Source organism: Saccharopolyspora sp. NPDC000995 (assembly GCF_053599315.1).
Map to the genome: position 1 here is coordinate 98,057 of NZ_JBSFLZ010000004.1, position 18,752 is coordinate 116,808.

The 18,752-nt window shown below is 69.9% G+C and carries 14 protein-coding genes, 1 pseudogene and 1 riboswitch; of the genes and pseudogenes, 2 read left to right on the forward strand and 13 right to left on the reverse strand.

What is annotated here, in order from left to right:
- Positions 1–87: 87 nt before the first annotated feature.
- The 10 genes and pseudogenes from ACWDKQ_RS03130 to ACWDKQ_RS03175 all read right to left on the reverse strand — a co-directional run bounded on the left by ACWDKQ_RS03130 (position 88) and on the right by ACWDKQ_RS03175 (position 12,132).
- Positions 88–1,044 carry a 4-(cytidine 5'-diphospho)-2-C-methyl-D-erythritol kinase gene (locus ACWDKQ_RS03130; protein ID WP_450137136.1) on the reverse strand — a complete coding sequence of 319 codons (957 nt, stop codon included), beginning with the start codon at positions 1,042–1,044 and terminating at the stop codon, positions 88–90.
- A gap of 370 nt (positions 1,045–1,414) precedes the next feature.
- A complete protein-coding gene (locus tag ACWDKQ_RS03135) occupies positions 1,415–2,227 on the reverse strand; it encodes a MetQ/NlpA family ABC transporter substrate-binding protein (RefSeq protein ID WP_450137106.1) in 813 nt (270 codons plus the stop codon).
- 62 nt (positions 2,228–2,289) lie between these two features.
- The gene (locus ACWDKQ_RS03140; protein WP_450137107.1) at positions 2,290–2,973 is read right to left on the reverse strand and encodes an ABC transporter permease subunit; all 684 of its coding nucleotides are present in this window, start codon (positions 2,971–2,973) and stop codon (positions 2,290–2,292) included.
- Positions 2,970–3,989, reverse strand: coding sequence for a methionine ABC transporter ATP-binding protein (locus ACWDKQ_RS03145; RefSeq protein ID WP_450137108.1), 1,020 nt, complete (start codon positions 3,987–3,989; stop codon positions 2,970–2,972). The genes ACWDKQ_RS03140 and ACWDKQ_RS03145 overlap by 4 nt, the downstream gene beginning before the upstream one ends.
- 244 nt (positions 3,990–4,233) lie before the next feature.
- Positions 4,234–4,321: riboswitch (SAM riboswitch) on the reverse strand.
- A gap of 176 nt (positions 4,322–4,497) precedes the next feature.
- Positions 4,498–5,367, reverse strand: coding sequence for a 16S rRNA (adenine(1518)-N(6)/adenine(1519)-N(6))-dimethyltransferase RsmA (gene rsmA, locus ACWDKQ_RS03150; protein WP_450137109.1), 870 nt, complete (start codon positions 5,365–5,367; stop codon positions 4,498–4,500).
- Positions 5,368–5,495: 128 nt separating this feature from the next.
- Positions 5,496–6,989: a transglycosylase family protein gene (locus tag ACWDKQ_RS03155; protein WP_450137110.1), complete on the reverse strand. Its 1,494-nt coding sequence runs from the start codon at positions 6,987–6,989 to the stop codon at positions 5,496–5,498.
- Positions 6,990–7,565: 576 nt separating this feature from the next.
- A pseudogene (locus tag ACWDKQ_RS03160) lies at positions 7,566–7,817 on the reverse strand (transglycosylase family protein); the annotation flags it as partial.
- 284 nt (positions 7,818–8,101) lie between these two features.
- A complete protein-coding gene (locus ACWDKQ_RS03165; protein ID WP_450137111.1) occupies positions 8,102–8,923 on the reverse strand; it encodes a TatD family hydrolase in 822 nt (273 codons plus the stop codon).
- 165 nt (positions 8,924–9,088) lie between these two features.
- On the reverse strand, positions 9,089–10,882 hold the full coding sequence (gene metG / locus ACWDKQ_RS03170; RefSeq protein WP_450137112.1) for a methionine--tRNA ligase: 1,794 nt from the start codon (positions 10,880–10,882) through the stop codon (positions 9,089–9,091).
- A 224-nt stretch (positions 10,883–11,106) separates the two neighbouring features.
- Positions 11,107–12,132, reverse strand: coding sequence for a DUF4185 domain-containing protein (locus ACWDKQ_RS03175; RefSeq protein ID WP_450137113.1), 1,026 nt, complete (start codon positions 12,130–12,132; stop codon positions 11,107–11,109).
- 465 nt (positions 12,133–12,597) lie between these two features.
- On the opposite strand from ACWDKQ_RS03175, the gene ACWDKQ_RS03180 reads away from it, so the two are divergent.
- Positions 12,598–13,905 carry an aminodeoxychorismate synthase component I gene (locus tag ACWDKQ_RS03180; RefSeq protein ID WP_450137114.1) on the forward strand — a complete coding sequence of 436 codons (1,308 nt, stop codon included), beginning with the start codon at positions 12,598–12,600 and terminating at the stop codon, positions 13,903–13,905.
- A gap of 88 nt (positions 13,906–13,993) precedes the next feature.
- On the opposite strand, the gene ACWDKQ_RS03185 is transcribed toward ACWDKQ_RS03180, so the two are convergent.
- Positions 13,994–14,578 carry a cysteine hydrolase gene (locus ACWDKQ_RS03185; RefSeq protein ID WP_450137115.1) on the reverse strand — a complete coding sequence of 195 codons (585 nt, stop codon included), beginning with the start codon at positions 14,576–14,578 and terminating at the stop codon, positions 13,994–13,996.
- Between the two features lie 33 nt (positions 14,579–14,611).
- The gene (gene rsmI, locus ACWDKQ_RS03190) at positions 14,612–15,448 is read right to left on the reverse strand and encodes a 16S rRNA (cytidine(1402)-2'-O)-methyltransferase (RefSeq protein WP_450137116.1); all 837 of its coding nucleotides are present in this window, start codon (positions 15,446–15,448) and stop codon (positions 14,612–14,614) included.
- Between the two features lie 94 nt (positions 15,449–15,542).
- On the opposite strand from rsmI, the gene ACWDKQ_RS03195 reads away from it, so the two are divergent.
- On the forward strand, positions 15,543–17,117 hold the full coding sequence (locus ACWDKQ_RS03195) for a dolichyl-phosphate-mannose--protein mannosyltransferase (protein ID WP_450137117.1): 1,575 nt from the start codon (positions 15,543–15,545) through the stop codon (positions 17,115–17,117).
- 234 nt (positions 17,118–17,351) lie between these two features.
- Here ACWDKQ_RS03195 and lat read toward each other — a convergent pair whose 3' ends face one another.
- A complete protein-coding gene (gene lat, locus ACWDKQ_RS03200) occupies positions 17,352–18,719 on the reverse strand; it encodes an L-lysine 6-transaminase (RefSeq protein ID WP_450137118.1) in 1,368 nt (455 codons plus the stop codon).
- Positions 18,720–18,752 lie beyond the last annotated feature (33 nt).

The following is an 18,752-nucleotide window of genomic DNA, read 5'->3' on the forward strand; positions in this document are numbered from 1 at the left end:
CGTGATCACGGGCTGGCATCCCGGCGCAGTTTCAATTGAAACTGCGCCAAGGGAGTCCTAGTCGTCCAGTTTCAATTGAAACGGACTTCAGGCGTGGACCTGGGGCGGGGTCGGGCGGTGCGCTGGTTCCTCGGAAACGATCCGCGCGCCCGGGACCGGGCCGTGCGCGACGCGGACCGTGCGGCACACCCCCGCACCGGAGAGCTCGGCCGCCACGTGGACCGCCGCGTCCGCGTCGGTGCAGAGGAAGGCGCAGGTCGGGCCCGAGCCGGACACGATCCCCGCGAGCGCTCCCGCCTGCACGCCCGCGCGCAGCGTGCGCCGCAGCCCGGGCCGCAGCGAGACGGCCGCGGCCTGCAGGTCGTTGCCCAGCAGCAGGGCGAGCTGTCGCGGATCGCCGGACGACAGCGCCTCCAGCAGCGGCTCGACCTCCCCGACCCGGTTCGGCTTCGCCTCCGCCCGCAGCCGGTCGAGCTCGGTGTAGACGCCGGGCGTGCCCAAGCCCCGGCGATCCAGCGCGATCACCCAGTGGAAGGTGTGCCGGGCCAAAACCGGTACGAGCCGCTCGCCGCGGCCGGTGCCCAGCGCCGTGCCGCCCTGCAGCGAGAACGGGACGTCGCTGCCCAGCTTCGCGGCGATCTCGCTAAGCTCGTCGCGGCCCAGTTCCAGCCGCCACAGGTTGTTCAGTGCCAGCAGCGTCGCCGCCGCGTCGGCGCTGCCCCCGGCCATCCCGCCAGCGACCGGGATGCCCTTGCTGATCGACAGCCGCACCCCGGGTTCCTCCGGATCCCGCCCGCTGTGCTCGGCGAGCAGCTGCACGGCCTTCCACGCGAGGTTGCTGGGCCCGGTGGGCACCGAATCCGCGCCCTCGCCGTGCACGTCGATGCCCGGTTCCTCGGCGACGAGCACGGTGACCTCGTCGGTCATCGACAGCGCCTGGAAGACGGTGACCAGCTCGTGGTAGCCGTCCGGGCGCGGGTCACCGACCGACAGGTGCAGGTTCACCTTGGCCGGGACGCGAACGGTGATGGGGGTAGGAACCACGGAGAGCACTCTTAGAGCGTACGTGTCCGCGAAAGCCCACCGCTTGCTTCCCTGCACCTTGAGATCCTTTCCGGCTGACCTTTCTCGGCGGTGCGGGTCGCGGTCCCCTGCGGGAATTACGGTCGCCACGTGGACTCCGCCGATCCCCGACTTGCGTATCACCATGACGCAGCGCTGGGGCTGTCCTCGCCAGGCGAGGTCTGAGAACCCTCGGCGGTGCAAGTTGCGAGGTTGGGCTAAGCGCCGATTCAAAGAAAAACCCCGAAACCGGGCTCCAAGACAGCACACAAACGAGGTAGGGGCACCCTTGGGCGGCTAAACCATCGGCTAAACCACTCAAGGGTGCCCCTCACCTCCGAGGGAACTCCGGTCAGGACGCCGGGATGACGGCGACGCCGCCGTACTTCTGGTTGATGAAGTCCTTGACCTGCTGGGAACGCAGCAGCTCGGCGAGCTTCAGGATCCGCGGGTCCTTGGCCAGGGCCGGGGTGGTCACCAGGCCGTTGGCGTACGGGTTGTTCGCCGGGCTCTCCACTGCGATCGGGTTCTGCAGGTTCGCCTTGATCGCGTAGTTGCCGTTGACAACTGCGGCGGCGGCGTCATCGACCGAGCGCGGCAGCTGGTCCGGCGACAGGTCCTTGAGCTGGATTTTCTTGGGGTTCTCGGCGATCGCCGACTCCAGCCGGGTGCCCACCGCTGCCTCCGGCTTGAGCCCCAGCAGGCCACCCTGCTCCAGCAGCTTCAGCCCGCGGAACTGGTTCGCCGGGTCGTTGGAGAGCGTGACCGTCGCGCCGTTCGGGATCTCCTGCAGCGACTTGAACTGCTTGGAGTACACCGCCAGCGGCTCCAGGTGCACCGCCTGGATCCAGACGAAGTCGCCACCGCGCTGCTTGGTGTACTCATCCAGGTAGGGCTGGTGCTGGAAGTAGTTCGCGTCCAGCTCACCGTGCGCGACGGCTTCGTTCGGCCGGTTGTAGTCGTCGAACTTCGTGATCTCGATGCCGATCCCGGCCTGCTGCGCCAAGTTGTCCTTGACGTACTGCAGGATCTCGCCGTGCGGGGTCGGGCTGACCGCGATCCGCAGCGGGGCGTTCGGGTCCTCGGCGGCCGAGCTGCCGCCGCTCCCGCACGCGGCCAGCGCCAGGCCGGCCACGGCCACCAGGGCAGCAAAACGCAAACGCATCAGGGTTTGTCCTTTCTGGACAGAGTGGGAAGGTCCCCAGGCAAGGGGTGGCTCCGGGGGTGTCAGCTGGTAGCGGTTCGCCGCCGGTCGACCAGCTTCGCGGTGCGGTCGGTGATCAGCTGCATCGCGAAGGCCAGCACGCCGAGCACGACGACGGATGCCCACAGGATCCGGTCGTCGTAGCCCTGGTAGCCGTCCTGGATCGCGGTCGTGCCCAGCCCGCCGCCGCCGATCGCACCGGCCATCGCGGCGTAGCCGATCAGCGCCACCGCGGTGACGCCGACCGCGCCGACCAGCGCGGCCCGCGCCTCGCCGAGCAGCACCGTCCACACGATCCGCAGCCGGCTCGATCCAGTCGTGATCGCGGCCTCGACCACGGTGAAGCTGACCTCGCGCAACGCGTTCTGCGTCAACCGCGCGAAGAACGGGACGGCGCCGATGGTCAGCGGGACGATCACCGCGGAGCTGCCGATCGACGTGCCGATCAGCAGCCGGGTGAACGACGCCAGGACTACCAGCAGCACGACGAACGGCACGGACCGCACCACGTCGACGACCACGCCGAGCACCCGGTACAGCACGGGTTTCGGGCTCAGGCCGACCGGCGAGGTCAGATGCAGAAGCACGCCGAGCGGCAGCCCTCCCAGCACTGCCAGCAGGGTTGACACCAACACCATGTAGAGCGTGTCGACCGTCGCTTCACCAAGTAGTCCAAGGACCTCCGACCAGGGGGTCACATCACTCACGCAGCAGCTCCGTCAACGCAAACCGGGGCACGTCGCACATGCGCGTCCCGATCGACCATCCACTTCAGGGCCGACTCGGCGCGCTCGCCGCTCAGGCCGACCTTGAACTTCGCTACCGGCGTGTCCCCCAGCCGGGTCAGCCCCCCGCCCAGGATCGCGAGGTCGACCCCGAACCTGCTGGCGGCCTCCGGCAGCAGCGCGCCGACCGCGGCGAAGCCGACCAGCACGACCTCGGCGACGACGTCGTGCCGACCGCCGGCTGGCTTGAACGACTCGGCCTGGTCGGTGTCCGGCAGCAGCGTGGTGCCCACCCGGCTGCCGGGCTCGGCGACCAGGTCGAGGACCTTGCCGTGCTCGACCACCCGGCCGTTCTCCAGCACCGCGACATCGTCGGCGATCTTGCGCACCACGGCCATGTCGTGGGTGACCACGAGCACGGTGACACCCAGTTCAGCGCGGGCGCGGTCCAGCACGGTGAGCACCGAGTCGGTGGTGCCCGGGTCGAGCGCCGAGGTCGGCTCGTCGGCCAGCAGCACCGAAGGCTTGGCGGCCAGCGCACGCGCCACCGCGATGCGCTGGCGCTGCCCGCCGGAGAGCTGGTCGGGGTAGACCGAGGCCTTGTCGGTCAGGCCCACGAGGTCCAGCAGCTCGCCGACGCGGGTGCGCCGCTGCGGGCCGCTGATACCGGCCGCTTCCAGCGGCAACGCGACGTTGCCCGCGGCAGTGCGCTGGCGCAGCAGCGAATCTCCTTGCGGCACAACGCCGATCTGTCGGCGCGCGGCGCGAAGGGACTTGCCGCCGAGGGAAACCAGGTCGGTGCCGTCGACGCGGATGGCACCGCTGTCCGGCTTCTCCAGCAGCGCGATGCACCGGGCCAGGGTGGACTTGCCGGCCCCGCTCGGACCGACCACACCGCACACCGCGCCGGCCGAAACCTCCATCGTCACGCCGTCGAGGGCGCGGACGGTTCCGTTGTTGTACTGGAAGGACTTGGTCAGGTTCTCGACTGTGATCACGATCGGCTCCACATCAGCTCGCGACGGCCGCGCACGCGAAAGGGCGACAGGCCAAGGAACTTCGGAAAGAGAGGAAGAGCTGGGTCACATCTCGCGACGACAGGCGGTGGTGGTGCGACGCCCATGGTCGATGACGCGACGCTGCGTCAGCAGCCTCCGGATGTGGTTTCGCCGGGATCGGGCCAGCTGGGCTCGGGTTTGACCCGCAGGCGGGCCGGCTGGCAGTGCGTTGGACTCCACAACAACTCCATCGGTCCTGGCGTTAGCACCTGCCCACCGGGTGGTTGCTGCGGCTTCGCGGAGCCAGGTCTCTCGGCCGCTCGGGATGGATTTCCCGAATAGTAGACCCCACTGGCGGATTCCAGCGCAAGTTGATAGTCGTCACTTTCCGAAATCGTTTGCCAAATCACACACCCGGACGAAGGGGAATTTTCCCGGCACGCCAGGTGTTGTCGGTGACTCCGGGTAGCGGATCGGTCTCGGATGGGCAAGGGGCCTGACGGGTGGTTCAGCGACCACTTTCGGTAGCCGCAGCCTCTGCGATGCGCGCGAAATCGCCGATCTCCAACTGCTCACCGCGAACCGCCGGATCCACCCCAGCGGCCCGGAGAACCTCCTCCGCCCGAGCCGCGGATCCGGCCCAGCCGGACAGCGCGGCGCGCAACGTCTTGCGTCGCTGGGCGAACGCCGCGTTCACCACGCGGAAGACGTCCTGGCGCGGCGCGGTCGACGGCGGCTCGATGCGCTGGAACGACACCAAGCCGGAGTCCACATTGGGCACCGGCCAGAACACCTTGCGCGGCACCGGGCCCGCGCGGCGCACGTCGGCGAACCACGCAGCCTTGGCGCTCGGCACGCCGTAGACGCGGCCGCCCGGCTTGGCGGCCATCCGGTCGGCGACCTCGGACTGCACCATGACAAGACCATGCGCCAGGCTCGGCAACTCGGCCAGCAGGTGCAGCACCACCGGCACGGCGACGTTGTACGGGAGGTTCGCGACGAGCGCGGTCGGCGGCGCCGGGAAGTCCTCGGCGCGGACCCGCAAGGCGTCGGCCTCGATCACGGTGAGCCGATCGGCCAGCGCCGGGGCGAACTCGGCGGCGGTGCGCGGTAGCCGCGCCGCGAGCACCGGATCGATCTCGACCGCCGTTACGGCGCCCGCAGCGGGCAGCAGGGCGAGGGTCAGCGAGCCAAGGCCGGGGCCGACCTCCAGCACGACGTCGGCGGCGGAGACCGACGCGGCGGCCACGATCCGGCGCACGGTGTTCGGGTCGTGCACGAAGTTCTGGCCGAGCTTCTTAGTCGGTCGGATGTCGAGTTCCTCGGCCAGCCGTCGCACATCGGCCGGGCCGAGCAGCGTCGCCTGCTGGTCGTCCACACCGAAAAACTACCCGCGCCCGAACTCACCACCCCGACCAGGTGACGAGCGAGGGGCACCCGTGGCGTCCGAACTGGTCCGCGGGTACCCCTCACCTGACGATATGGCCTGATACCCGGAAGGTCAGCTCACAGGCCGAGCTTCGAGGAGCAACCCGGCCAGGCGCCGTAGCCGCCGCCCCGCGCCGCGCGGATCTTCTCCGCCACCGCGATCTGCTGCTCGCGGCTGGCCTGGTGCGGGTACGGCGCGTACTGGTCGCCGCCGTAGGCATCCCAGGTCGACTTGTTGAACTGCAGGCCGCCGTAGTAGCCGTTGCCGGTGTTGGCCGCCCAGTTCCCGGTGGCCTCGCACTGCGCCAGCTTGTCCCAGACCCCGGAGGTCGGGGGCTGCTTGCCGCCGATCCGCACGACCTTGGGCTGGGCTTCCTTGGTGATCTTCTCGCCGACGGATTCCCGGCCGGTCTCCTCGCCGTTGCGGGTGGTTACCCGGGTGAACACGATCTTTTCGCCGGGCACGCCGGGGAACTCGACCCGCTCCTCGCCCTTGAACATCGTGTTGTCGACGATCTCCTGCACCGGAGGCTGGACCGGCAAGGTCACGTTGATCACCGTGCTGCCGGTGCGGTCGATGCGCACCTCGGCGCCGCTGGCGAGTCGCTGGTCGCCGCCGGGGGTGATCGCGTCCTCGGGGCCGAGTTCGAGCTTCTGCTCCCGGACCAGCTCGTCGATGTCGACGGCGGTGGTGGTCAGCTGCCGCGGCTCGTTCGCCCCGTCGATGATGGTGATGTTCTTGCTGGTCTTGACGACCAGGTCCATGCCCTGCTCGGGCACGGCCATGGTGCGGTCGGCGGAGACCCACGCGCCGTCGGCCTGGACGCCGAACTGGCGCAGCGCCTGGTCCACCGTAACCGAGCGGACCCATTCCTCACGCTGCTCGCCATCGACGGTCAGCTTCAGCAGCCGTCCGCGGTCGAGGGTGATGGTGTCGCCGTGGCTGACCTTGGCCTGCGGGGAGGGGCTCAGCGCGTCGTGCTGGCCGACGGTGATGCCCTCGTCCTCCAGGACTTCACCGACGGTGCCCTCGTAGGTGCTGATCGTGCGGTCATGCCCGTCGATCTCGACGGTCACGGACTTGTCCATGGCGGCGGCCGCGCCGCCGGTGCCGGTGAGGGTGAGCAGCACGCCGGCCACCGCGCCCTTGAGGAAGCGCCGCTTCCAGGTGGTGATCGCCTCGACGACCTCCTGTGGCGGGGCGTCGCTCTCCTCGCCCTCCGGCAGCGCCTCCGGGATGACCAGCGGCGGCAGGACGATGGTCTCGGCGCTGATCAGCCGGATGACCTCGTCGATGTCGATCTCGGCGGTCGCGAGCATGTCCTCGGCGTCCGGCCCGAGCACCTCGTAGATGTCCGCCGAGGTGATCTCGAGCGCTCCCGGCGGGAAGCTCGGGTGGTCCTCGGCCGGGTAGTGCTGCGGCTCCGGACGGTCCAGGAGTCCGACAGCGGTGTGCTGGTCGGCCTGAACCGGGGTGAACCAGTCCGTCGCAGGTTCGAAGGATTCGGCCCAGTAGCCGTCGTCCGACCGATGGGCATGGCCGGGATAGCTGGGCTCGCCGCGTCCGTTCACAGGGTCGTTACCTCCCGAAGGCGGAAGTCGCGCTCGCGCGTTTCGGAACGGGGGCGGTGTCGGGCGAGACCCATGTCGTCGCTTGACTCCCTCGGTCCTTGCGGGCACACAACCTTCGTGCTTCGCGTCTGTATCCGACTCCCGTAGCCAAGCGCCGTCCTAGCCGACCGCGAGCGCCTTTGCCCGTGGCCCGCTTCCCCGACGTACACCGGCGAGACTAACGGGCGTTCCCCATGACTGGTTGTCATCGGTTACGAGGCCGAGACTCTAGCGTGATCAATGGCGGTAGCCAAGAAGTCCGATCGATCATGTGACCTGCGTTACAGCGCTTTGCCGCGCAACCAAGCACGATCAGTAAGCGAGATCGCCCCGCTTTGACCCATTCGGGGGTACCGCCGACGGTGCATTAACGGAGCGCTGCCCGCCTTGGTGACATATCACACGTCGCTGACACCAGCGGTTTCCATGATCGGCTCGGGCCGGAACATGAGTCCGGCCCGAGCACGCAACGCGCTCGGGCCGGTCCCACCCTCCCCTCGCCCGTGGGATCCGGGCCCACGAATCGAGTTGATCACCTCACCTCGGCAAGCCCAGCTTCCGCGCGCACGCGGGCCAGGCGCCGAATCCGCCCCGGGTGCTGCGCAGCGCTTCCGCGATGACGATCTGCTGCTCCCGCGAGGCCCGGTGCGGGTACCGGTTGTACTTCTCGCCGCCGTGGGCCGCCCACGTTCGGCGGTTGAACTGCAGGCCGCCGAAGTAGCCGTTGCCGGTGTTGGCGGACCAGTTCCCGCCCGACTCGCACTTCGCCAGCCGGTCCCAAACGGCCGCTCGTGCGGCTGGCGGCGCACTTGGAGACGCCACCACCATCGGCGCGCCACCGCAGACCACGATGCTCGCCACTACCGTCGCCTTCGCGAACAAACCGAACTTCATCGCAATCCTGACTGCCGTGCCTCCGGGCAGGAGGACCTCCGTCCAGCGGGGACGAAGTTTCGGGGTTGTCCCCATCCCGGCTTCCAAAGTGGACGGTAGGGACGGCGTCGCTGACCGCAAGCGGGCGTGGCTCAACGCCCGGTATCAAAAGACAGCGGGTGAGAAGCTGCAGGGTGGGATTACGCCTGATCGAGTCGGAAGACTCGCTCGGCAGTGGCCGTTGTCGCTACGACCAGTTCTTCGAGCGTCATGCCACGGAGTTCGGCGAGATCCCGGAGGGTGTAATTGACGCAGTACGGCTCGTTCGGGCGCCCGCGGAAGGGGTGGGGGGTCAGGAACGGCGCGTCGGTCTCCACCACGAACTGCTCCAGCGGAACCAGCTGCGCGGCCTCCCGGAGCGCCTTGGCGTTGCGGAAGGTCGCCGTCCCGGCGAAGGACAGCACGTAGCCGGCGTCCGCGCAGTCCCGGGCGAACTCCGCGTCCCCGGAGAAGCAGTGGAAGACCACCGTTTCCGGAGCCCCCTCCGCGGCCAGGATCTGCAGGATGTCCTGATGCGCCTCGCGGTCGTGGATCATCAGCGGCTTGCCGACGCGCTTGGCGAGGTCGATGTGCCAGCGGAAGGCCTCCTGCTGCGGCCCCGGCGGTGAGTAGTCCCAGTAGTAGTCGAGCCCGGTCTCACCGACCGCGACGACCCGCGGGTGCTCGACGAGCTGCTCCAGGACCTCGCGGTCGGCGTCGTCGAAGTCCTTGGTCCGGGTGGGGTGCAGCGCCACCGCGGCGAACACCCGGTCGTCCCAAGTGGACGCCTCGACGGCCCACTGCGCGGAGGCGATGTCGTCGGCAACGGTCACCACCCGGCCGACCCCAGCGGCCTGCGCGCGATCCACGATGGCGCGCACCTCCTCGGGCGTCTTCGCGCCGCACGCGTCCAGGTGGGTGTGCGCGTCGACCGCGGGCGCGGGCAACGCCTCCGGCACCGGCGGCAGCTCCCGCTTGCTCATGGCACCCTCCAACGCAGGCCGCACTCGGGTGGGTCGACCGCGGTCTCAATTGAAACCGCGGCCAGACCTCGGGTGGAAAGGCAGTTTCAACTGAAACTGGGGTTCTACGTGGGTGAGGGGCACCCGCGGGTCTCAACGGGTGCCGGTGCCCCTCACCTCAGGTGGTCAGGTTTCGATCGGGGCCCACTCGGGGCCGGTCTCGCCGAGCTTCGGGTCCAGCTTGGCGAACAGCGGCGTCGGCTTCTGCAGCGGCCGCCCGACCTCGATCTCGGTGGACCGCCACGACGCCTGCTCGTTGGCGTAGTCGCCCATCAGCACCGGGTACTCGACGCTCGCGTCGTCGAGGTCGGTGACCTCATGGATCTCCGGCTGCGCCGACCAGACCCCAGTGCCGCCGAGCAGCTCGTGCACCTTCTGCGCCGAGTGCGGCAGGAAGGGGGTTAGCAGCGTGTTCGCGTCGGAAACCACCTGCAGCGCCGTGTGCAGCACGGCGTCCCGGCGGTCCGGGTCCTCCTTGAGCTTCCACGGCTCCTGGTCGGACAGGTACTTGTTCGCCGCCGACACGACCCGCATGGCCTCCTGTGCGGCGGCCTTGAACCGGGACCGCTGCAGTTGCCCGCCGACGGTGTCGAAAGCGTTGCGGGACAACGCCTTCAGCTCCTCGTCGGCGGCCTGTGGCGTGGTCGGCGCGGGCACCGCACCGTTGTTCTTCGCGGCCATCGAGATGGACCGGTTGACCAGGTTGCCCCACTCGTTGGCCAGCTCGAAGTTGGTGCGCCGGACGAACTCGTCCCAGGTGAAGTCGGTGTCCTGGTTCTCCGGCCCGGCGACCGAGATGAAGTACCGCAGGGTGTCCGGGCCGAAGTCGCGGAGGAAGTCCCGCACGTAGATCACGGTGCCGCGGGAGGTGGAGAACTTCGACCCGCTCATGGTGAGGAACTCGCTGGAGACGATCTCGTCCGGCAGGTTCAGCTCGCCGTACGGGCCGACCTCGCCACCGCGGTCGCCCTGGCCGTTGTGGCCCATCAGCAGGGTGGGCCAGATCTGGGCGTGGAAGGTGATGTTGTCCTTGCCCATGAAGTAGTAGCCCTCGGCGGCCGGGTTGGTCCACCACTGCTGCCAGGCGTCGGGCTGCCCGATGCGGCGGGCCCACTCGACGCTGGCCGAGAAGTAGCCGATCACCGCGTCGAACCAGACGTAGAAACGCTTCATCGGCTGGTCGCGCCAGCCGTCTAGCGGGATCGGCACGCCCCAGTCAAGGTCCCGGCTGATCGCCCGTGGCCGCATGTCCTCGACCAGGTTCTGGGCGAACTTCAGGACGTTGGGCCGCCAGCCGGTGCGGGTGGACAGCCACTTGCCCAGCGACTCGGTAAACGCCGGCAGGTCCAGGAACAGGTGCTCGGTCTCGACGAACTCCGGCTTTTCGCCGTTGATCCGGGACACCGGGTTGATCAAGTCGGACGGGTCGAGCTGGTTGCCGCAGTTGTCGCACTGGTCGCCGCGCGCGCCGTCGTAACCGCAGATCGGGCAGGTGCCCTCGATGTAGCGGTCGGGCAGCGTGCGGCCGGTGGACGGGCTGATCGCGCCGGTGGTGGTCTTCGGCACGATGTAGCCGTTGCGGTGCAGCGCCAGGAAGATCTGCTGGACGACCTGGTAGTGGTTGCCGGTGGTGGTGCGCGTGAACAGGTCGTAGGACAGGCCGAGGCCCTGCAGGTCCTCGGCGATCACCCGGTTGTACTTGTCGGCGAGCTGGCGGGTGGTGAGGCCCTCCTTCTCAGCCTGGACCGAGATCGGGGTGCCATGCTCGTCGGTACCGGACACCATGAGCACCCGGTTGCCCGCCATTCGCTGGTAGCGCGAGAAGACGTCCGAGGGCACACCGAAACCGGAAACGTGGCCGATGTGCCGCGGGCCGTTCGCATAGGGCCAGGCCACAGCGGTCAACACAGAGGCACTCATAGCGCTTAGCCTACGGTTCCGGAGGACCTGATCTCGAACGGGTTCTGGTAAGTGGAAATGTTCGCGCGGTGGTGCCGGTAGCGGAACCCCAGAGACCATCTCGGCTGCGGGATCTGCCGGGTTGTGCACGGCCACGGCATCGGTGCTGTCCTCGCAAGGCGACCGCTGAGAACCCGCTGCGGTGCGAGTGGCGGGTGTGCACGGAACTCGCCAGGGGCCCTCGATCACGCCAGATCGGCGCGGAAGAAGTCGACGTTGTACGGGCCCCATTGGGTCAGGGTGAAGTAGATCGCCGGCCGGTCCGCGGCCCACGGATGCTGGAAGCCCCCGTAGAGCGCCGGGTAGTCGGCGCCGGACACGACCACCTCACCGTCGGTCCACGGCCCGGTGAGATCCGGCGCGGTGCGCAGCACGATCGCCGCCCGGTGCTCGTCGAGGTGCACGGCGAACCACCGGCCGAAGTGCCGGTTGTACTGCACCGAGAGCTCGGCGACCGGGCCCGGCAGCACCGGTTCGGCGGCGAACGGGTCGGCGCCCCAGCCCGCCCCGGTCCAGTACTGGTAGGCCGCCGGTTCGAGCAGGTCATCGACGCCGACGCGGGCGAGGTGCCCCGCGCCGAACCGCCCGCTCGGGGTGCCGAGCAGGTACACGCGGCGGTCCAGCATGCCCGCGAAACCGATCATCTGGAATGGGTGCCCGCGCTGGTCGCGCCGCCGGAACCGGCTCAGCCAGGACTGCCGCCGGTTCGGCCACACCGCCGTCTCGGACTTCGTCCAGGTGCTGCCGCCGTCGTCGGAGTAAGCGAGCGCGCCGTAGTTGGTGTGCCACACGCCCGGCGTCCCCCAGTGCCGGACCGACATGTAATGCAAGTAATTCCGGCCACCGACCGCGATACCGGAGGTGGGGATCACGGTGTGTTCGGGCACCCCACTGCGGTCGCCGGGCAGCACCTGCCCGGCCATGCCGTCCTCGCGCTGCAGGACCGAGTCGAACTTCAGGCCGACGTCGAGATCGGTGTTGGTGGACCGGGCGATCACGTTGTACCGCCAGTCGGCGTGCCCGGGGCCTGCGCCGTGCCCGCCCCAACCCTCGCCGTAGGTGTCGCCGAACGCCGCCAGCACGCCGCCCCGGCCGTCGTCCCACATGATCCCGAGGTCGGTCGCGTGGATGCCGAACCGGCTGGCCGTGCGGTTGCAGGAGTCCTCGCCGGTGATCCTCGTGAGCCTGGTCGCAGAGAGCACGCGCACCATGCCACCACCTTAGGGAAACGGCGCCCGGCGGGACCAGTGGCGCACGAGCTCGCGCAGGAGTGGTGTTCCCGCAGGTAGGTGGCCGTTTGCCGGCGATGGCACCGCACCGCGCTCAAGGGGCTCTGACCAGCGAAAACGGGCGGGTGTGGCGATGGGGTCCGCATTGGCATCGCAGCCGTGCTCGCCAGCGGTGGCGTACGTCGCAGGCAGATCTCAGTCCGGAGCGCGTTTCACCACTTGTGGGGCACGGCCAGGACTTCACGGCCAGTCGGGCACCTCCACCAGTCCGGCGCTGACGTCCGAGCAACGTGGTGCTCGTCACGGACAGCACGGCAGCCAGCTTTGGGCGGACGGCTCTGATCAAGACGAACAGCTTGCCAGGGCGGGGGCTCGCGTGATGGGGCTCGTCCCCGGCAACGCGGATGCCGGTCCGGAGCAGGCGTTGGGCGTGGTCATACTGTCGGCGTGCCGGTCTTCACCCGACCGATTGACGGCGACGCGAGCGCGGCCCAGGTGCTGCGCCGCCTCGCGGCTCGCGCGCGTCGCCGCGGGCTCCCGCCACCGGCAGCGCTCACCGGCGACTGGTTCGGCGGCACCGCCGTCCTCGCCCCATCCGTGCAGATCGCCGCGACCCCACCGGAGCTGGCCTTCACCACCCCGGACCTGCCAGGCCCCTCCGGCGACGCGAGCAGCCCGGGTACGCCGAGCAGCCCTGGCCAGGCGGGGCCGCGGGCGGTCGGCGGCGGGTGGATCGGCTACCTCGGCTACGGCCTCACCGACCCCGGGCAGCACACCCGCCCCCGACGCCTGCCGCTGGCCGCGTGGGGCTGGGCCGATCACGTGCTCCGCCTCGACTCCGACGGGCAGTGGTGGTTCGAGGCGCTCCGCGCCGCAGAACCGGACCTGGTCACGGAACTCGCCGAGGTGGTCGCCGCAGGCGATCCGCCGACGGCGACCTGGGAGGCGGGGCCGGTCGGCAGACCGGACGCCGACCAGCACGGAAAAGCCGTGCGCGGCTGCGTGGCGGAGATCGCCGCAGGCGAGATCTTCCAGGCCAACATCTGCAGCCGGTTCGAGGTGCCGTTCCGGGGCGATCCGCTGGAGGTTTTCGCCGCCGGTAGTGCGCGTTTGCAGCCCGCGCGGGCCGCTTACGTCGCCGGATCGTGGGGCGCGATCGCGTCGTTGTCGCCGGAGTTGTTCTTGGCCCGGCACGGTCGGGTGGTGCGCTCCAGTCCGATCAAGGGCACGTTGCCGCGCCGGGGCCCGCACGAGGACGGCAATGCCGAGCTGCTGCGGTCGTCCACAAAGGACATCGCGGAGAACGTGATGATCGTGGACATGGCGCGCAACGATCTCGGGCGGGTCGCCGAGGTCGGCCGGGTGACGGTGCCCCGGCTGCTGGACGTGCAGCCGCACCCCGGCGTGTGGCACCTGGTGTCGGACGTGCGGGCGGAGGTTCCCGCCGACCTGCCGAACTCGGCGCTGTTGTCGGCGGCGTTCCCGCCCGCCTCGGTGACCGGTGCGCCGAAGGTACGGGCGCTGGAGCTCATCGCGGAGCTGGAGTCGCAGCCGCGCGACGCGTACTGCGGCGCGGTCGGCATGGTCTCGCCCGTCGCGGGCATGGAGCTAAACGTGGCCATCCGCACCTTGGAGTACGCAGACGGCGTGCTGCACCTGGGTGTCGGCGGCGGGATCACCGCGGACTCCGACCCGGACCGGGAGTGGCAGGAAGTAATCATCAAGGCCGCCCCGGTGCTGTCACTGCTCGAATAGATCCACGCTGGTCACTCCGGCCGTGAGTCTTCTGGACTGCTATGTGTGGCGGCCCGAGAGACTCGATGTCCGGAGTTGCGAAAACGCGTCACCTGAGCAGGGCCAGGGCCTGTTCCGCGGTGAGGCAGCCCGCCGTCGCCAAGTCGAGGTTCGCCAGGGACGCGGCGTGCACCGCATCGTCGGCCGCCGCCACGCAGTCGCGCACCACGTGCACGGTGAAACCAAGGTCGGTGCCGTGCCGGGCGGTCTGCTCGACCGTCAGGTTCGTGGCCACGCCCGTGATCAGCAGGATGTCGATGCCCCGGTCGCGCAGCCACGGCACCATGTCGTTGCCGGCCAGTCCGGACAGCCGCTGGTTGTCCACCACCCGCCCGTCCGAATCGGACATCTCCCCGATCAGCGCTGATCCCGGCGCATCCGGCCGGAACGCGTGCTGCGCATCGCCGACGGCGCGCATGAACGCCGTGTTGCGCACCAACCCGCCTTCTCCCGGGGGCACCGTGAACCGGGTCAACACCAGCTCGGCCCCCGCTTCGCGGGCCGCTTGGTGGAATCGCGCGGCCCGCCCGACCACGCCGCTGCGGGCCACCGGCTCCGCGAGCATCCCGCCGAAGAAGCCCTCGGGCTCGATCACGTTGACCTGCCAATGCAGGCCCAGCACTGCGCTACGCATCTCGCGATCTTGCCCCGAAACCCGCGCGGACCTCTACCTCCGGGCGGCGAGCACTGCGTCGTACAACTCCTTCTTCCGCACGCCCGCGAGCTCCGCGACCTCCGCTACCGCGTCCTTCAACCGCACGCCTTCGGCGGCGCGCTCCTCCACCTGCGCCACGAGCTCCGCCGGATCGGCGGCTGGCGCCGGCTCGGCTCCGCCGAGCACCACGGTGATCTCGCCGCGCACGCCTTCGGCTGCCCAGACGGCGAGCTCCGCGAGGCTGCCGCGGCGGATCTCCTCGTAGGTCTTGGTCAGCTCGCGGCACACCGCCGCCCGCCGTTCGCCGCCGAGCACCGCGACGGCGTCGGCCAGGGTGTCGGCGAGCCGGTGCGGTGCTTCGAAGAGCACGCAGGTGCGTTCCTCGGCGACCAGGCGGCCGAACCAGCGGCGCCGCTCCCCCTGCTTGCGGGGTGGGAAGCCTTCGAAGCAGAACCGGTCCGAGGGCAGCCCGGACACCGCGAGCGCGGTGGTCACCGCGGACGGCCCGGGCAGGCAGGTCACCGGGAGTTGTTCGGCGACGCAGGCGGACACGAGCCGGTATCCGGGGTCGGACACGCTGGGCATCCCGGCGTCGGTGACCAGCAGGACGCTGCGGCCCTCGCGCAGCGCATCCAGCAGCATCGGCGTCCGCGACGATTCGACCGCCTCGTAGTAGCTGATCACCTTGCCGCCGGGGGTGACGCCCAGCGCGCTGGCGAGTGCGCGCACCCGCCTGGTGTCCTCGGCGGCGATGACGTCTGCCGAGCCGAGCGCGTCGACGAGGCGCGCCGAGGCGTCGCGGGCGTCGCCGAGCGGAGTGGCGGCGAGCAGGAGCGTGCCGGTGTCCATAACCGCACAGCGTATTTCCGCGAGCCGTCGAGGTGTGGGCCACCCGGGGCGGCGGGCCACCCGCTTCGCGGCTGGTCTCCTACGATCGGGGGCTGTGAGCGTCCTCGTCCCCAATCCTGGTGGCCGCAGCGCCGACGAACTCGTCAACGTCGGTCGCAGGCCTCCGGCCCGGCAACCCGGCGAGAGCGATCCGCGTCCGCTGCTAGACGTGACGATGCCCACCGACCGGCTGCGCGGCTGGTTGGTCACGATCACGATCACGCTCATCGCAGGTCTCGTGCGGCTTTGGGATCTCGGGCGCGCCACCAACGAGGGCACCCCGGTCTTCGACGAGAAGCACTACGTGCCGCAGGCGTGGCAGATGCTGCGCAACGGCGGCTACGAGGACAACCCCGGGTACGAACTGGTCGCGCACCCGCCAGTGGGCAAGCAGCTGATCGCGGTCGGCGAGTGGCTGTTGGGCTACAACCCGTGGGGCTGGCGGATCATGGCCGCGCTGTCCGGCACGCTGATGGTGCTGCTCATCGTCCGGATCGCCCGCCGGATGACCCGGTCCACGCTGCTGGGCGCGATCGCTGGCGTGCTGCTGATCTGCGACGGGCTAAGCCACGTGCAGTCCCGGGTCGGGATGCTCGACATCTTCCAGGCGATGTTCCTGCTCGCCGCGTTCGGCTGCCTGCTGGTCGATCGCGACGAGGTGCGCAGCCGGATGTGGCAGGTCTGCATCGACGGCCGGTTGAACGCGAGCAAGTGGGGTCCGCGGCTGGGGTTTCGCTGGTGGCGGTTCGGCGCGGGGCTGATGCTCGGGCTGGCCTGCGGCGTGAAGTGGAACGGCATCTACTACATCATGGCGTTCGGCCTGCTCAGCGTGATCTGGGATGCGCTGGCGCGACGCGCTGCGGGGGTCCGGCGCCCGTGGCGGGCCACGCTGGTGCGCGACACCGCGCCGGCGTTGTGGTCGCTGGTGGCAATCCCGCTGCTGGTCTACTTCGCGGCGTGGGCGGGCTGGTTCGCCAGCGAGACGGCGACGGATCGGCACGCGACTCTGGTCTCCGATGACGTGGGCTTCGGGTTCCTGCCCGACCCGCTGCGCTCGCTGCTGTACTACCAGCTCAACGTACTGGACTTCCACACCCACCTGGTTACGCCGAAGAACCCGCACCCGTGGGAGTCGAAGCCGTGGGCGTGGCCGATGGGCATGCGCCCGATGCTCTACTACTACGAGTCCGGGGTGACCGGCTGCGGCCGGGTGAGCTGCGTCGAGGCGACGATGCTGATCGGCACCCCGGCGATGTGGTGGCTGGCGCTGCCCGTCGCGGGCTGGGCCGTGTGGCGGGCGACCAGCAGGATGGACTGGCGCTACGCGGCGGTCCTGGTCGGCTACGGCGCGGGCTACCTGCCGTGGTTCACCAACCTCGACCGGCAGATGTACTACTTCTACGCGACACCGCTGGCGCCTTTCCTGGTACTGGGGATCGTGCTGGTGCTGGGAGAGGTCCTCGGCACGGCGCGGGACCACTTCGAGCGGCGCCGCACGGGGCTGCTTGCGGTGGCGCTGTACCTGGGGCTCGTGGTGGCGAATTTCGTGTGGCTGTGGCCGATCCTCAACGGGGAGCCGATCACCCAGGAGCACTGGCAAGCAGAACTCTGGCTCCCCTCCTGGCGTTGAAGGTGGTTTCCAGGCCCGCGTTCGTTGCGTAGCGGTGCGGGTAGCGGAAGCTCAGACGACGCCTGAGACCCGCGGCGGCGCAAGCCTTGATGGTGGGCGGGTTCGTGCTCAAGACAATGCCCGCGTCCCGGCTGGCGGTGATCCGCCGCCCGACCCGGAGGTGATGCCGGCTGCGCGAATCGGCGCGAGCGACCGGTCATCGCCATGACGCCTGACAGCCGCGAGCCCCCGCCCTCAGGCCAGGTCGGCCAGGGTCTTGCGGAGCGCCGCCACCGCGTCGACGATCTCCTCCGGTCGGGCCGAAAGCGGCGGGCGGCAGCGTAGCGAGTCCGGTCCCGAGGGCAGGAACAGCGTGCGGTAGCTGTCGCGGGCGACGGCCAGCGCCTGGTCGCGCTTGGCCGGATCGTGGAAGGTGATCGCGCACATCAGGCCGCGGCCGCGCGGGGCGCGGACCACCGATGGGAATTCCGCCGCCAGGTCGCGGAGCTCACCCAGCAGCAGTTCGCCCATCTGCCGGCTGTGCTCGAACAGGCCCTCGCGCTCTACGACCTCCAAGATCCTTGTCGCGCGCACCATGTCGACCAGCGAACCGCCCCAGGTGGAGCTGATCCGGCTGGCCTCGCGGAAGGCATTGTCGGCGACCTCCAGCACGCGGCGACCGCCCATCACCCCGCACACCTGCAGCCGCTTGCCGAACGCCACCAGGTCCGGCTCCAGCCCAAGCGCCTGGTGCGCCCAGGCCCGGCCGGTCAGCGCGCCGGTCTGCACCTCGTCGGCGACGGTGAGCACGTCGTTTTCCCAGCAGAGCTCCTGCACAGCCTGCAGGAACTGTGGCCGTAGGTGCCGGTCGCCGCCCTCGCCCTGGATCGGCTCGTAGGCGAAGCAGGCGATCTCCACGCCGTAACGGCGCATCGCCGCGCGGGCGGCGTCGAGCGCGATGGTCTCCTCCGGCAGCAGTTCGGCGCTGTCCCACCGCTCGCCCGGTTCGATCGCGGGGCTGGGGATGCGCGGCCAGTCGAACATCGGGTAGTCGCGGATCTTCACTGGATCGGTATTGGTCAGCGAGAGCGTGTAGCCGCTGCGGCCGTGGAAGGCCCGCTCCAGGTGCAGCACGCGGCTGCCGCGCACGGCGATCCCGTTGCGCGCGTTGACCTTGGTCTTCCAGTCGAACGCGACCTTCAACGCGTTCTCCACCGCGAGGGTGCCGCCGTCGATGAAGAACAGCAGCGGCAGCTCGGGCACGCCGACCACGCGGCGGAAGGTCTCGACGAAGCGGGCCTGCTCGGTGGTCGCAAAATCCGGGTTGGACGGCTTGACTCGCCCGGCGCGCACCAGCGTCGCCTCGAACTCGGCGGTGCGAAGGCCGGGGTGGCCGTGCCCGAGCGGCGCCGAGCTGAAGAACATCGTCATGTCCAGGTACTCGGTGCCGTCCCGGGCGTCGTGGAGCCGGCATCCGTCGCCGGCGTCGAGGTCCACGACGATGTCCAGCAGATCACCGGTGACGTGGGCTTTCAGCGCCGCGACGGCGTCGGTAGCCGCCTCGCGCGGGCTTGGAACGTCGGTCGGTACCGCTTCGCGAACGGTCTCGTGCTGAGCGGTCATGTTCGGCCTCCCGGCGCCGTGTGGTGCGGTGTC

Coding starts and splice junctions, on each gene's coding strand:
- ACWDKQ_RS03165 (WP_450137111.1), bottom strand. CDS start 8,923: ATGAGCAAGCGGGAGCTGCCGCCGGTGCCGGAGGCGTTGCCCGCGCCC.
- rsmI (WP_450137116.1), bottom strand. CDS start 15,448: ATGGACACCGGCACGCTCCTGCTCGCCGCCACTCCGCTCGGCGACGCC.
- ACWDKQ_RS03185 (WP_450137115.1), bottom strand. CDS start 14,578: ATGCGTAGCGCAGTGCTGGGCCTGCATTGGCAGGTCAACGTGATCGAG.
- ACWDKQ_RS03175 (WP_450137113.1), bottom strand. CDS start 12,132: ATGGTGCGCGTGCTCTCTGCGACCAGGCTCACGAGGATCACCGGCGAG.
- lat (WP_450137118.1), bottom strand. CDS start 18,719: ATGACCGCTCAGCACGAGACCGTTCGCGAAGCGGTACCGACCGACGTT.
- ACWDKQ_RS03135 (WP_450137106.1), bottom strand. CDS start 2,227: ATGCGTTTGCGTTTTGCTGCCCTGGTGGCCGTGGCCGGCCTGGCGCTG.
- metG (WP_450137112.1), bottom strand. CDS start 10,882: ATGAGTGCCTCTGTGTTGACCGCTGTGGCCTGGCCCTATGCGAACGGC.